16 protein-coding genes and 2 pseudogenes are annotated in these 13,108 nt (G+C 42.1%); 12 read left to right on the top strand and 6 right to left on the bottom strand.

Annotated elements, in window-relative coordinates:
- From I8U27_RS19070 to I8U27_RS19050, 5 genes are all read left to right on the top strand, one after another.
- Positions 1 to 419: transposase (locus I8U27_RS19070; protein WP_232345673.1), on the top strand; the 419-nt coding region annotated here is incomplete at its 5' end.
- Positions 420 to 561: 142 nt separating this feature from the next.
- A complete protein-coding gene (locus I8U27_RS19065) occupies positions 562 to 885 on the top strand; it encodes an ArsR/SmtB family transcription factor (RefSeq protein ID WP_181754823.1) in 324 nt (107 codons plus the stop codon).
- A gap of 50 nt (positions 886 to 935) precedes the next feature.
- The gene (gene arsB, locus I8U27_RS19060) at positions 936 to 1,985 is read left to right on the top strand and encodes an ACR3 family arsenite efflux transporter (protein ID WP_181754825.1); all 1,050 of its coding nucleotides are present in this window, start codon (positions 936 to 938) and stop codon (positions 1,983 to 1,985) included.
- Between the two features lie 43 nt (positions 1,986 to 2,028).
- Positions 2,029 to 2,463, top strand: a complete 435-nt coding sequence (gene arsC / locus I8U27_RS19055) for an arsenate reductase (thioredoxin) (protein WP_309506188.1) — start codon at positions 2,029 to 2,031, stop codon at positions 2,461 to 2,463.
- An 18-nt stretch (positions 2,464 to 2,481) separates the two neighbouring features.
- Positions 2,482 to 2,808 carry a YnfA family protein gene (locus tag I8U27_RS19050; RefSeq protein WP_181754820.1) on the top strand — a complete coding sequence of 109 codons (327 nt, stop codon included), beginning with the start codon at positions 2,482 to 2,484 and terminating at the stop codon, positions 2,806 to 2,808.
- Between the two features lie 48 nt (positions 2,809 to 2,856).
- On the opposite strand, the gene I8U27_RS19045 is transcribed toward I8U27_RS19050, so the two are convergent.
- The 4 genes and pseudogenes from I8U27_RS19045 to I8U27_RS19030 form a co-directional block, all read right to left on the bottom strand.
- Positions 2,857 to 3,309, bottom strand: coding sequence for a putative iron-sulfur cluster-binding metallochaperone (locus tag I8U27_RS19045; protein ID WP_181754819.1), 453 nt, complete (start codon positions 3,307 to 3,309; stop codon positions 2,857 to 2,859).
- A gap of 26 nt (positions 3,310 to 3,335) precedes the next feature.
- Positions 3,336 to 3,848 (bottom strand): annotated as a pseudogene (locus tag I8U27_RS19040) (arsinothricin resistance N-acetyltransferase ArsN1 family A).
- The gene (locus I8U27_RS19035; RefSeq protein WP_181754818.1) at positions 3,781 to 4,182 is read right to left on the bottom strand and encodes an ArsR/SmtB family transcription factor; all 402 of its coding nucleotides are present in this window, start codon (positions 4,180 to 4,182) and stop codon (positions 3,781 to 3,783) included. Before I8U27_RS19035 ends, I8U27_RS19040 begins: the two are co-directional and overlap by 68 nt.
- A gap of 27 nt (positions 4,183 to 4,209) precedes the next feature.
- The gene (locus I8U27_RS19030) at positions 4,210 to 4,653 is read right to left on the bottom strand and encodes an ArsI/CadI family heavy metal resistance metalloenzyme (protein WP_181754817.1); all 444 of its coding nucleotides are present in this window, start codon (positions 4,651 to 4,653) and stop codon (positions 4,210 to 4,212) included.
- 369 nt (positions 4,654 to 5,022) lie between these two features.
- Between I8U27_RS19030 and I8U27_RS19025 the strand changes: the two are divergent.
- Positions 5,023 to 5,118: pseudogene (locus I8U27_RS19025) on the top strand (Tn3 family transposase); the annotation flags it as partial.
- A 161-nt stretch (positions 5,119 to 5,279) separates the two neighbouring features.
- On the opposite strand, the gene I8U27_RS19020 reads toward I8U27_RS19025, so the two are convergent.
- Positions 5,280 to 5,552, bottom strand: a complete 273-nt coding sequence (locus I8U27_RS19020) for an endonuclease V (protein WP_309506187.1) — start codon at positions 5,550 to 5,552, stop codon at positions 5,280 to 5,282.
- 108 nt (positions 5,553 to 5,660) lie between these two features.
- On the opposite strand from I8U27_RS19020, the gene I8U27_RS19015 reads away from it, so the two are divergent.
- Positions 5,661 to 6,101 (top strand): Rrf2 family transcriptional regulator, encoded by a 441-nt coding sequence (locus I8U27_RS19015; RefSeq protein WP_181754815.1) that lies wholly within the window; start codon positions 5,661 to 5,663, stop codon positions 6,099 to 6,101.
- Between the two features lie 223 nt (positions 6,102 to 6,324).
- Complete coding sequence (locus I8U27_RS19010; protein WP_181754813.1) at positions 6,325 to 6,708, top strand: DoxX family protein; 384 nt, start codon at positions 6,325 to 6,327, stop codon at positions 6,706 to 6,708.
- A 69-nt stretch (positions 6,709 to 6,777) separates the two neighbouring features.
- Here the strand turns inward: I8U27_RS19010 and I8U27_RS19005 are convergent, their stop codons facing one another.
- Positions 6,778 to 8,553, bottom strand: coding sequence for an ABC transporter ATP-binding protein (locus I8U27_RS19005; RefSeq protein WP_181754811.1), 1,776 nt, complete (start codon positions 8,551 to 8,553; stop codon positions 6,778 to 6,780).
- A 423-nt stretch (positions 8,554 to 8,976) separates the two neighbouring features.
- Here I8U27_RS19005 and I8U27_RS19000 point away from each other — a divergent pair, with 423 nt between their 5' ends.
- The 4 genes from I8U27_RS19000 (at position 8,977) to I8U27_RS18985 (ending at position 12,845) form a co-directional block, all read left to right on the top strand.
- Positions 8,977 to 9,246, top strand: a complete 270-nt coding sequence (locus tag I8U27_RS19000) for a WXG100 family type VII secretion target (RefSeq protein WP_181754809.1) — start codon at positions 8,977 to 8,979, stop codon at positions 9,244 to 9,246.
- Positions 9,247 to 9,493: 247 nt separating this feature from the next.
- The gene (locus I8U27_RS18995; RefSeq protein WP_181754807.1) at positions 9,494 to 11,110 is read left to right on the top strand and encodes an alpha/beta hydrolase family protein; all 1,617 of its coding nucleotides are present in this window, start codon (positions 9,494 to 9,496) and stop codon (positions 11,108 to 11,110) included.
- 12 nt (positions 11,111 to 11,122) lie between these two features.
- Positions 11,123 to 11,875, top strand: coding sequence for a hypothetical protein (locus tag I8U27_RS18990; RefSeq protein WP_181754805.1), 753 nt, complete (start codon positions 11,123 to 11,125; stop codon positions 11,873 to 11,875).
- Between the two features lie 202 nt (positions 11,876 to 12,077).
- Positions 12,078 to 12,845, top strand: a complete 768-nt coding sequence (locus I8U27_RS18985) for a DUF3800 domain-containing protein (RefSeq protein ID WP_181754803.1) — start codon at positions 12,078 to 12,080, stop codon at positions 12,843 to 12,845.
- Positions 12,846 to 13,108 lie beyond the last annotated feature (263 nt).

Here is a 13,108-nt window from a genome sequence, read left to right as displayed (position 1 = left end):
CAAAAATCTGTAAAGGTTGTCCGTTTCTTTCTCAATGTACAAACAGTCGAACCCATACAAAGCAAATTCACCGCCATATTTGGCAGGACTATTTAGATAAAGCCGAACATCTTCGGCATACGGAACAGAATAAACAAATTTATAAACAGCGAAAAGAAACGATTGAGCGAGTTTTTGCCGATATGAAGGAGAAGCATGGAATGCGTTGGACGGCGCTTCGTGGGAAGCGTCGAGTTCAGACGCAGGCGATGCTGCTTTTTGCTGCCATGAATTTAAAAAAGCTGGCCAATTGGCGATGGCGCAACCGTCGCCTTCGTCGATTTTTTATTCAATTAATTAGAAAAACCACTTCTGGACAGTTTTCAGAAGTGGTTTTTCTACACGCAGAACATGGTTATTTCTTATACATCAGTAGCTAGACATATGAAATGGTAGTTTTTAAGAGAGTAAACATTCAATATACTGTTAAGCACTTCTTAATATTCTCTCCAAGAGAAAATATATCTTCTCTTTGACAACAATATAAGTATATGATTATATATTGATGAGGTGATGAATATAATGGATTGGGAACAGTTAGCGGAATGCCATAAAGCACTATCAGATAAAACCCGCTTACATATCCTTGCTTTACTTAGAGTCGAGGAGTTATGTGTCTGTGAGTTGGTCGAAATCCTCCAAATCACCCAACCGGCAGTTTCTCAGCACATGCGAAAACTGAAAAACGCAAAGTTGGTCAAGGAACGTCGGAGTGGTCAGTGGGTCTTTTATTCTTTGGATGGATCAATTTACCCCTTCTTTGAAAAATTCCTCGAGTCTATACCGGATGCCTCCGAAGAGATCGAACAACTGAAAAAGAGTGGTCTCAAAGTTCTATGTGATTGACGCACCTTAAATAATTCTCTAGAAAGGTCGTGACTCTAATGAGTGGTGTGATGAGAAGACTCTCATTTTTGGATCGGTATCTGACGTTATGGATCTTTCTCGCCATGGTCATTGGTATTGGATCCGGTTATCTTTTTCCGGGCATGGTGAAGGTCTTGACGAGCTTTCAGGTAGGGACTACATCGATTCCGATTGCCATTGGATTAATTCTTATGATGTATCCTCCTCTGGCCAAAGTGCGTTATGAGGAACTGGGTCAGGTATTTCGGAACTTCCGAATCCTTAGTTTATCTCTGATACAAAACTGGGTGATTGGTCCTGTTTTGATGTTCGTGTTAGCCATCCTTTTTTTAAGAGATTATCCGCAATACATGATTGGACTCATTCTCATCGGTCTTGCTCGGTGCATTGCGATGGTTATTGTCTGGAACGAACTGGCGAATGGAAACAGAGAATACGCCGCGGGGTTAGTTGCCTTCAACTCGATTTTCCAAATCCTCTTCTATTCCGTTTACGCCTACATTTTCGTCACGGTTGTACCAAAATGGTTGGGCTTAGAAGGTGCTGTCGTGAATATCACCATGGGTCAGATTGCCGAAAGTGTCCTGATCTACCTGGGAATTCCCTTCTTTGCTGGCATGATCACTCGGCTTGCATTGGTGAAAGCTAAAGGGCGTGAATGGTACGAGACAAAATTCATACCGGTAATCAGCCCGATTACATTAATTTCATTGCTGTTTACGATTATTGTCATGTTTTCCTTAAAAGGTGAGTTGGTACTCCAATTACCGCTGGATGTGGTTCGAATCGCCATTCCTCTGTTCATTTACTTTGTTGTGATGTTTCTCGTTTCGTTTTATATGGGCAAAAAGGTTGGAGCAGATTATTCAAAAACGGTCTCCCTCTCCTTTACCGCCGCAAGCAATAACTTTGAGCTAGCCATCGCAGTTGCGATTGGTGTCTTTGGCATCAACTCGGGAGCTGCCTTTGCAGCTGTGATTGGTCCGCTTGTAGAGGTACCGGTGTTGATTGGACTCGTAAAAGTGGCATTTTGGTTTCAACGCAAATACTTTGCACAAAAACTGGCTGAATCAAACTAAAATCTTTATTTCAAAAAGGAGAGAAAACAATGTCTGATAAAAAATCATTTATTTTTTATGCACTGGCAACTCTTGCCGCAGCCAAATGGCAGAAGGCTTTGGAAAGAAGTACTTAGGCGATCGCTTCGATGTTTACAGTGCCGGAATTGAAGCTCATGGACTGAATCCAAAAGCCGTAAAAGTAATGGCCGAAAAAGGAATTGATATCTCCAATCAAACTTCTGATGTGATTGATCCTGGACTATTAAACCGTGCTGACTATGTCATCACTCTTTGCGGAGATGCTCATGACAAATGCCCGATGACTCCTCCTAATGTACATCGCGATCATTGGGGATTTGATGATCCAGCTAAAGCACAAGGAACAGAAGAAGAAGTATGGCAAGTTTTTCGGCGGGTAAGAGATCAAATTGAAGCAAGAATCCAGCACATAAATAAGCTGGCTCCGTTTCTCCGGGAGCCGGCTACGATATATTAAGAGAGGGGAAAGGTCCAATTGTTTCAAGCAATAATATTGTTTATTTTTGCAGGATTGGCTGAAATCGGTGGTGGATACCTTATTTGGCTTTGGTTGAGGGAAGGAAAACCTTTCTATTGGGGGGTTCTCGGTGGAGTCGCTTTGGCGTTGTATGGAGTAATCTCCACTTTTCAGTCCTTCCCTGCTTTTGGTCGGGTATATGCTGCTTATGGAGGAGTTTTTATCATACTCTCTGTTTTATGGGGTTGGGGAGTTGATAAAAAAACTCCTGATCTTTATGATTGGGTTGGAGCAGCCATTTGTTTAGTTGGAGTAGGTGTAATGCTTTGTGCACCAAGAAATTAACATAAACTTTCCGAATACAGAATTGTAAGTGTCAATTGGTCTTACACCTTATGATCTCAGTGCTTCTACAAAGCTAGATATATTACTTAAACAACAAGACCCTTGCGGATTATTTACTTCACATCCACACCGTTTTTCCTTTATGTGTTGTTTGATTTCCGACATAGCAGAAGAATTTCCTGTCTTTTTCACTTCATCCACGATTCTTTTTCTGGTCCAACCAAAACAATAACATACAGGTATATGATTAGACGTGTTTTTTTGAAAAATAGGAACTTTGATTTCTTCAGTCTGATATGTTTCTTTATCTTCGTTATAGTACACAACTTTACAATCTCTTGTTGAACAAAAATAATAAGGGGATTCAACGTTAAGATTCTTTAAAGCTTCAGGAAGAAGTAGGCTTTTTAAAGTAATGATTTTTACTTTTCTACCTACTGTATTACACTGAGGACAGGAGACATTATTTTGGACACTTGAGTTCGTACAACAATCTGTCATACATGCCCTTCCTTTCCCCTCTTTATTTAATCAAGGTTTTCATCAATGAGCTTTTCTACAATGATGCAATCTACCCATTTTCCATCTAATTTACTATGCTTTTCGTAAACTCCAACTTCCCGAAATCCTGCTTTTCGATATAGACCTTGCCCTAATTGGTTAAAGGGAAAGGTGAACAGTACCAGTTTATGAAAACCATTTTCTTTCGCCGTTTCTTCTAATGCTTGAAGCAATTTAGAGCCAAGCCCTTTTCCACGCCAGTTGCGGTCAATATAGACAGAAATATCCGCAACCCCATCATAAGCACAGCGATGAGAATAAGGATTCAGGGATGCCCATCCTTGAATATCTTGTCCATCAGTAATAACCAAAACAGTGAACCGATTTGAACGTTCCTGAAACCATTAAGACATTTCTTCTAATGATTTTACCTGCTCCTCCAGTGTGGCAATTTGATCCTCAATGCCCTGATTATAAATCTCCGTAATCCTGAGCAGATCCTGCTCTGTTGCTTTCCGAATGATCCAGTTTTGTTCCAACGGTTTCTGCCTCCCTGTGATATCGATGTTGGAGTTCGTCTTGAAACAACTTCATCGTTGTATAGTTGATGGCATAGAAATTCCATTTCCCTACTTTCGTTTCATGGAGGAGACCGGCATTTTTTAATTCTCGCAGATGATAAGACACTTTGGATTGTGCCATATTCATTTGCTCCTGAATATCACAAACACAGACACCACCAGAACAACAGGTAACAGGAGGTGAAGCATCTAGTTGATCATACCCGGCTTGAATAAGATCAAGAATTTTAATGCGAATCGGATCACTCAGGGCCTTGGCGATTTGAGCGAATTTTTCTGTAGATAAGGACATCGCACCCACCTCCTTACTCCTTACTGATTATGAGCAACAATCGGTTTCTATTTGTTTAGGTTCGTCCAATGTGCAACAAACGGGCGAATCATTGGATTTCTCTTCTGCATCTGCTAATACTGTAAACACTTCCCAACGGTGCCCATCCGGGCTGGTGACCCAAATTTTATCTTGGCGAGCGTAGCAGCAAGTAGTATTCATCTCGTCAAAAGTAGCCAGCCCCTCTTTTTGAAGACGTTCTTTGGCGACCAACACATCTTCAGTGGATTTCACTTGAATCCCCAAATGATTCAGCCCGCCACTTACTTCACCGCCTTCATTTAAAGTGAAATTCAAGGCTGGTTGTTCCAGATCAAACTTAGCATATCCAGGGCGAACTTTCACCGGTTCGACTCCAAACAATTGAGTATAGAAAACAACGGATTTGTTCAAGTCTTTCACATTAATCGCTACATGGGGTTTTAATACCATCGTTTCCACTCTCCTGTTATATAATTAGATTTTATCCACACAGCAAGATTGATGTTGAAAGTAGTCCAAGTAATAACGGCCAAAGAATTGTTTGACCTGTTGGATAAGTGAAACTTTCTGTTGTTTGGCTGAGCGATTTGGCCGATGACATAATTGCTCGCAGATTTCTTTTTGTCGGTCCTTCACCAGCTGTTCCACCAAATAGAAACTTTCCAATCCTACTCACCTCACATCAATTTTTCTTGATTTGAATATACATCAATTTATTTTGATACATCAATACATAAATCAAAAAAAGTTGATGTTTTGTCTTATTTAAAATTTATGGTGCAGAATAAGTCTTCTGTGTCACTTCCAAAGGGGGTTAAAAATAAAGGAGAAGCCATGAATACTTTAGCAAGGGCCGTTTTCTTCGGAAAACGCGGGGAGCTGCGAGAGCGTTCATTGGTTGACCAATATCAAAGAGGACAGCGCTAAATATCTGAAACCACTTGACTAGCGTGGAAAAGAGTAAAATGGTCCATGTTTGAGAGGAGAGGAAAAGTTGTGAGGGATTGTTCATTTCTGGTTGAAACCAAAAAAGCCAGTCCAAGACTGACCATATACTCCATTCAGTTTAACTTTATTCATCTGTAAGTCAGCGGATTAGTTCTGTAAAAATGAATATAAGGGAATGGGGCCTGATCCTCAGCGATAGCGGTTTCGGCGAAGTTGAGTGAGTCTGCATCCAGCACGACAACAGCTGCAAACAGATGGTCAGACATCTCATCGTAGGCAACATCCACGCCGGCAACATACTTCAGATCAGCCAGCCGGTCTTTTTGGATCAATTTTGATGCCAGATTTTGCTGAAGGTTGAGTGCATCACCTCCATTTAAGTTCCACGGGTGTGTAATCACTGGTTCCAAGCATGATCCCTTCCTTTAAGTTGTATATAATCGGAAAAAGAAAAACTTGACTTCATCCTGTGGTTGTAACTATAATGGTTCCAACAGAGGGTGAAGCTTATGAAAATCAGCAGCCGCTTTACCGTTGCGGTTCACATTTTATCCCTGATCGCAGTAGAAAAGAACGCTCATTGTACATCGGAGTGGATCGCGGGCAGTGTTAATACCAACCCTGTGATCATTCGGAGAGTGATTGGCAAATTAAAAAAAGCAGGTTTCATACAGGTGCGTTCCGGAACAGGGGGAGCCTATCTTATCAAAGATTTGGAAGAGATCAACTTGCTTGATGTATACCGGGCAGTTGAAGTTGTCGAAGAAGGTGAATTGTTCCATTTCCATGAACATCCCAATCCCCAATGTCCGGTTGGAGCCAATATTCAATCTGTCCTGCAATTGATTCTGTTGCGCGCACAAGCTGCAATGGAGCAAAAACTCGAAGAAATCACGATGAAGCAGCTGGTTGACGATCTTGGGCAGAAAATCAACGCAACAGATGATTAGTTTTTTTTAAAGCAGTTGTAACCAAATGGTTTACATCCACGTTGAGCCATCTTCTTCAGGGATTTTCCCATTGTCATGTATAGCAGAGCAGAACCCGTCCGGGGCTCACCGGCGATCGTGTTACTGTCGCTGTCAGCAATGAGAACATGCAGCACTGAAATGTCGTTTTTTACAAATACAACCAAAAATAGATAGATAAAAGGTTTATTTTAGGAGGATTTTCATGGAAAGACGTTACGAAATCGGTTTATTGTTACTGCGTATCACTTTTGGACTTATTTTCTTTGTTCACGGGCTGGCTAAATTCCAGGGCGGAATTGAAAAGACGGCCGGTTTCTTTTCAAGCCTCGGACTCCCGGGATTTGCAGCTTATCCGGTTGCCGTTATTGAACTGGCCGGTGGGCTTGCAATCATTGTTGGACTGGGAACCCGAATCGTGTCAGCCCTGTTGGCCTTGATTATGCTTGGCGCGATTTTTACCGCAAAGCTGTCAGCGGGATTTATTGGCGGATATGAGCTTGACCTGATCCTGTTGGCGGTGGCTGTCCATCTCCTTCTGTCGGGAAGCCGCTTCCTAGCTGTCGATTCCCTCTTTACCAGGCGGTAAGGCGAACCGTTCATTTTTAAATAATGTAAAATCCGACTTAATCTATAGAAAATCGGGTTTTACATTTTTTTATTTATCTATCGTACTTGGCTCATCAGCTGCCTTATCATTTTTAAACTGTTGCTCAACCAGCTTCCGGTAGAGCGGATGACTTCCCAGCAATTCTTCATGGGTGCCCATGCCGGTCAGAACTCCTTTTTCCAGCACCAGAATCTGATCTGAGTCTACAACAGTAGATAAACGATGCGCGATGACAAGCGTGGTCCGGCCTTGCATCAGATTCTGCAACGCTTCCTGTACCACTTTCTCGGAAGTGGAGTCCAAGGCGGAAGTAGCTTCATCCAGCATCAGGATTTTGGGATCATGCAAAATGGCGCGGGCAATGGCGATCCGTTGCCGCTGGCCGCCGGATAACATGATGCCGCGCTCTCCGACCTGGGTATCAAAACCATCCGGCAGTTTTTTGATAAATTCATCTGCATAAGCCAGCTTTGCCGCTTCCTCCAACTCTTCATCAGTGACTTCCCGATCCATCGCGTAACAGATATTGTCCCGAATGGTACCGGCGAGCAGCGGACTTTCCTGGGAGACATAGCCGATGCAACTGCGCCACTCCCTGAGTCCAATCTCCGGCAGCGGGGTATCTCCCAGACGGATTTCCCCGCCCGACGGCTGATAAAAACGCTCCAGCAGAGAAAAGATGGTTGTCTTTCCGCTTCCGCTCGGACCAACAATGGCCGTTACCTTCCCCGGTTGAATGGTAAAACTGACATGATTTAAAACAACATCGCTATTTGGATAAGCAAAATGAACCTGTTCAAAATGAATCGGAAGAGAGGGATTTACCTTTTGTCCTTTTGCTTCTGTATCTTCTTCCTCATGATCCAGAATTTCAACAATCCGTTCAGTGGCTCCCATCGCCTTTTGCAGACTGGTAAAAAATTGGGTCAGCATGGTGATCGGGAAAATAATCTGAAACAGATACAAAATAAACGCGACTAAATCACACGCACTTAAACCGCCCGATGCCACGCGGTATCCCCCGTAACCAATAATCACAACCAGCATAAACATCATCACAAAGCTCATCAATGGTTGCAGGATCGCCATCAGCCGCGCTGTTTTCAGACCGGTCCGGAATAAATGTTGAATCCCTTCTTCCCCATGCTTTGTTTCCACAGGCTCAGCCACATAAGCTTTCACCAGCCGAATCTCTGAAATCACCTGTGTAATCAGGCCGGTGAAGGTGGCCGTCTCATTTTGCAAACGGAGAGAAATGTTACGCATCTGTCTGCCAATCGGTCTCATAATCAGGAAAATAATCGGAACGGCTGTAAGCATAACCAACGTCATGGACCAGTCTAAATAAAACAGAATCACCAGAGATCCGACCAGCGACACCATGCCGGAAAAAATGGAGACCAACTGTGTGCTGATCAACTCTTTAATGACAGCTGTATCGTTATTGATCCGGCTGATCGACTCACCGGAACGGTTCTGATCAAAATAAGAGACCGGCAGCAGCAAGATTTTCTTCCACAGGCGTTTGCGAACGCCGGCTACCACCTTCTCTCCCAGATAGGCCAGAAAATAAGTAGAGAATCCCCCGGCCACCGCCTGGATGACAAAAGCAGCCAAAAGAAGCAGAATCGTACTGTAATTTAGAGCCTTAACGGTCATTACATCCACCAGATCCCGGGTAAACAAAGGCAGAATCAGTCCGGCAACGGTAGAGATCAAACTTAATCCGAGCACCAGAGCGACCAGCGATTTGGGGATGGACTTTACGTCAATTAATTGGAGAAATTTTTTTAGATTGATAGAGGGATTGCTTTGATTCTCCAATAGAAAAACCTCCTATTATTCACTTTTTTTCTATTGCGCAGTAGCAGCCGGCCAGTTTTCTGATTTACATGTGATTAACGGTCGATATTCTGGTTAATAAGATCTTCACCACCTGATGATTCCAGTTCAAATAAAGATGAAGAAAAAAGGTTGAACGAAATACGAATCATTATGTTTAAAAAAATATTATATCAAAAAGGGGTTGCCGTTTTTGGTATACCCTTTATATTAAAATATTTTTAAGGAAAGAATAAGCCGGAAACGGGGAATGCCTTGAATATTCGGCATTCGGACGATTATAAAATATTTTCAATCAAATGTGACGTTAACATGAAATTTAAAATAAAATATTGCAAATTAAATATATATTAGCTATAATTTACAATGTAAATAATTTAAGTAAACTCAATGGGAGGTTTTTGCATGGCACGTATTCTTATTACGCCTGAAGAAGTGGAACAGGTAGCACAACAGTTTAAAGCAAAACGCGAAGAAAGCAGCCAGATCATTAATGTTCTGAATCAACAAATCCAGGGCCTTGAAGGTCAATGGGACGGGATGACCAAGCAACGCTTCTTCCAGGACTTCCAGGAAGCCAGAAAAAACATGGAGAACTTTGTTCACCTGCTGGACAACATCTCCCAGGCTTTGACCCAAATCGCCACCAAATTCCGTCAAACCGACCAGGTTTAAAGACAAACAGCCGATGTTTCCTTCAAATTATAAACACTTTTACTTCTTGGGGGACAGAATTGACTCAAAGTCGAGTCTGTCCTTTTTTTCATCATTTTTATAGTGAAGTGAGGTGAATCCGTTACGGAAACCCGGTAACTCTGTACCCCGACCTGATGCCCCTGTGGCGCCAACCGGAGAAACAGGACACGATGAAACAAATACATAAGCTTTTCATAGAGTTCAATGGTTTTTCGTAACGGGTGATATGAGAAAACATTTTCATCGGTTCGCACTTATTATTCTATTCTTATTTGTCGGAGTCAATATCTTTGGCAGCGCCCAAGTATACGCAGACCCTGCCGGAGGAGGCTTTAATGTCCCCCAGATCAATGACGAGTTCAACAAAGGCAAACAAGCCCCGCCACCTCAGCAAGAGGAGTCCGTGGCCCAAAGCTCACAGGAAGAGGACGGATTCTGGAAAAACGTCTGGGATTGGACCACCGGCACAGTGTCCAAAGGCTGGGAAAAAACCAAAGAAACAGTCACCAATGCCTGGGAATCGACCAAAGAAGGCGTAGCCAGTGCCTGGAACTGGACCGTAGACACAGCCACTAAAGGCTGGAACTGGGCGGTAGATACCGCCACCAAGGCATGGAATTGGACCGTAGATGCACTCACCGCCGCCTGGGAATGGACGGTAGACAAAGCTACCAAAGTCTGGGAATGGACGGTAGATATCGCCACCAAGATCTGGGATTGGACAGTAGATACACTTACCTACGCCTGGGATTGGATTACCAATTTCGTAGTTGAAAACGTAAAATTTATTTTTGGATTATTCGTATTAGGTGTCGCTGGATATTTATTCACACGGCGAGGATATGCTTTAGGAAATAAGCTAATGGTCCAAGGGGCAAGGTTGATCGGTGTTGATAACAGCCGACCTTACGGTCAAAGAAAAGATGTGAAGGTAGATGATTTAACCTTAGCTAGGGCTTCACAAGCAGCTTATTTTTTTGAGACGCTTTCAGATGATCAAGTTACATTCTGGTTAGGTGACGGGTGGAGATTAGTAAGAATAGATGAAAGAAACCCAACAGGCCCACTAGTCCCAAATTCATATAGGAATTTACCTAACGGGCTTCAGGCTGTTATGTTTGTAAATGATGGTACGCATGAAGTTATCATAGCTTTTAGAGGAACAGAGTTTAAAAAGCCTAATGATGTTGTGACGGATGCTACAATAGGGGTGGGGCTCGATATTGTCAATCCCCAGTTACATTCTGCCAGAGAATTTGTAGAAGAGGCATTAAATAATCCAAAATATCAAGGTTATCAATTTGTACTGACCGGGCATTCATTGGGAGGATATTTGGCGAATGATGCGGGACATAAGTATAAGGTTCCCACATTCACATTTAATGCGGCTGGTAAAAATCTTTTCCCAAACGTGAATGCGTCTACAGTTGCACCAGCAGCTTTAGGCGCTAAAGCTGGTCCTGGCGGTGCTGCACTTGGTACTGTATTTGGTGTTGAACTCACCGGAGCTACCTATGTAATCAATATGCTTGATCCTGATAATCGAAAGCAAGCCATTAACGAATATCTTGGTAAAGATGATGATTTAATCGTAAATTATAATTTCAACCACGATTTGGTGGGGGGAGTCGGTTTCAGATCAGGTGAAACATACTATATAGATGAAAAAGGACAGGAAACGAGAAAAGTTGGATTGGATAACGATCTATTGAATCTGAATTTTGATGCCGGTTCCACTCATTCAATTATGAACTTTACCGGATTAACTGATAAGGGGAGGAATTACAACTCTTCAATAAGCAAAATAATTTATAAGCATAATGGAAACATTGTTCCCAGATAAGGATGTGATGATATGGCAGTAATATCCCGGAAGTATGGGGTATGGTTCGGGTTAATGGTCATGATGTTAGTGATCCTGCTAAGTGGTTGCTCTTTTCTCCTTCAAAAAGATCTGTCAAAAATGACACCGGAAGAAGAAAAAAAGGTAAAGGAAGCGTCGGTAAATTATATAAAAACGACTTACGGGAAGGGCTATGTGGTTGAGGAAGTACGGAAAGACCATGTTTTTGGTGAAACATATTTTATTAATGGTTATATAGAAGATGGCAAGAAGACCCCCGTTGCTCTCTTCTGGACTCCACCCGATCCCTTTCAAGACACTTATGTAGATAGATTGTGGACGAATGAATTGCGGCCTCAAATCAAAGAGCTTGTGAAAAAGACAATGGATCTTAGAAAGATGGAACATTTCACATATGGTTATAGGGACGGTGTGGAACGAAAATATAAAGGGGATATCCCTTCCGTATTTGATATACTCAAAAAAGGAGAAAAAGATTTTTCATTAAATGTGACATTTGAGATTTATCAACATGGGGGGCAGGAAAAAGAAGATATCACCAACTTTCTTCACGAGTTGAAAAAGATGAACTTTAATAAGGTTACAGTAACGATATTTGTGTATAACGATCAATTAAAGTCCGCTCCCAAAAGTGAAGATTCTGGAAAGTATCTGTTAAGAAGGTACAATATTTCAGGTGATATACAGACGCTAGATCTAAAAGACTTGGACAAGTATAAAACAGAGATCAAACACAGCAAATGAGTCCGTGATCTGAAAAGGATAATAGCCAGCTTCCATTTCGCAAGGAGCCATGTTACCAAAATGCAGAATCTATCCATAAATTTCAATTTCCTATTGAACAGGGTTGACCCCAGGGTCGACCCTGTCTTTTTGTGTTAAAAACAAAAAAATACGGCCATTCTTGTATCAAGGGAAAAAGAGTTATTGAATGGAGAATGAAAGGATGGCTTTGGTTACCATTTGGGGTGATGAAAGTTGCCAGAATGCACATCAATATATGGTACTGGGAACCATTTGGGAAAATACGGCCTTTACTGCTGACTTTGAAAGAGATGTACATCGTTTGAAACAGGAAATGAACTTCTATAAAGAATTTCACTGGTCGGAAATGAAGGGCCATCAAAGATGCGCTTATAAAGGGCTGGTTGACATATTCAATAAATACATGAGACAGGGATCACTCAAATTCCGTGCTCTTGTTGTTGATATGTCTGATAGCAAAAATAAAAGAGAAGGGGACGATGAGGAAACACACTTTTATAAAATGTTTTACTGGCTGATTTATAAAAAATTACGTACCGGACACAGATATGATATTTATTTGGACAGAAAGAGCAACTCCGTTCCGGGGCGTTACCAGGACCTGGAGCGCTATTTAAATAACAGGATGGTTCAGGATTATATTATGAATGTAATGGAAGAAAAGGGAGCGAGGCATCCTTTTGTCACTGCAAGTTTTCCAAATTCAGTCGTCAGGCGTGTGGAGCCGAGGGACGGAGCACAAGTTCAATTACAACTTGCAGATGTTTTTGCCGGTGCGATCGGATATGTAAAAAACGGCTCTTACGCGAACGCCAAACAAAATTATTCAAAAAATGCTAAAGTGGACGTAGTGGACCATATAGAGAAAACGCTTCAGGTTTCTTTATCTGCATGCCACTATCCGAATGAGAGTGAAGGCTTTAATATATGGTGTTTCCAAAGAAAATAAATCAGCGCCCTATTCCCTATCCCTCACGGGATTTCCGCACGGCCGAAGAGGCCATGGTTTCGGGTGATAGTGGCGCCGATATTGTTATCCTGTGCAAATGCTTACTTGATTATACAATCATTTTTTACTTGTGTCACGTTTTTGGAATGATCAATAAATACTTAACGTTTATAACTGCCAAATGCCGGTATACGATGTACAGAGTCTGGCCAGTACCGGGTGAGCCGGCATCCGGACCATCACAGCAGCAAACAGGAGATGAT

Source organism: Paenactinomyces guangxiensis (genome assembly GCF_016055185.1).
Taxonomy (GTDB): Bacteria; Bacillota; Bacilli; order Thermoactinomycetales; family Thermoactinomycetaceae; genus Paenactinomyces; species Paenactinomyces guangxiensis.
This window is presented reverse-complemented; position numbering and strand designations above follow the sequence as displayed.

What these genes read in the sequence shown, in the direction of transcription:
- I8U27_RS19065 (WP_181754823.1), top strand. Translation starts at nt 562, where the DNA reads ATGGATTGGGAACAGTTAGCGGAATGCCATAAAGCACTATCAGATAAA.
- arsB (WP_181754825.1), top strand. Translation starts at nt 936, where the DNA reads ATGAGAAGACTCTCATTTTTGGATCGGTATCTGACGTTATGGATCTTT.
- I8U27_RS19045 (WP_181754819.1), bottom strand. Translation starts at nt 3,309, where the DNA reads ATGACAGATTGTTGTACGAACTCAAGTGTCCAAAATAATGTCTCCTGT.
- I8U27_RS19035 (WP_181754818.1), bottom strand. Translation starts at nt 4,182, where the DNA reads ATGTCCTTATCTACAGAAAAATTCGCTCAAATCGCCAAGGCCCTGAGT.
- I8U27_RS19030 (WP_181754817.1), bottom strand. Translation starts at nt 4,653, where the DNA reads ATGGTATTAAAACCCCATGTAGCGATTAATGTGAAAGACTTGAACAAA.
- I8U27_RS19015 (WP_181754815.1), top strand. Translation starts at nt 5,661, where the DNA reads ATGAAAATCAGCAGCCGCTTTACCGTTGCGGTTCACATTTTATCCCTG.
- I8U27_RS19010 (WP_181754813.1), top strand. Translation starts at nt 6,325, where the DNA reads ATGGAAAGACGTTACGAAATCGGTTTATTGTTACTGCGTATCACTTTT.
- I8U27_RS19000 (WP_181754809.1), top strand. Translation starts at nt 8,977, where the DNA reads ATGGCACGTATTCTTATTACGCCTGAAGAAGTGGAACAGGTAGCACAA.
- I8U27_RS18995 (WP_181754807.1), top strand. Translation starts at nt 9,494, where the DNA reads ATGAGAAAACATTTTCATCGGTTCGCACTTATTATTCTATTCTTATTT.
- I8U27_RS18990 (WP_181754805.1), top strand. Translation starts at nt 11,123, where the DNA reads ATGGCAGTAATATCCCGGAAGTATGGGGTATGGTTCGGGTTAATGGTC.
- I8U27_RS18985 (WP_181754803.1), top strand. Translation starts at nt 12,078, where the DNA reads ATGGCTTTGGTTACCATTTGGGGTGATGAAAGTTGCCAGAATGCACAT.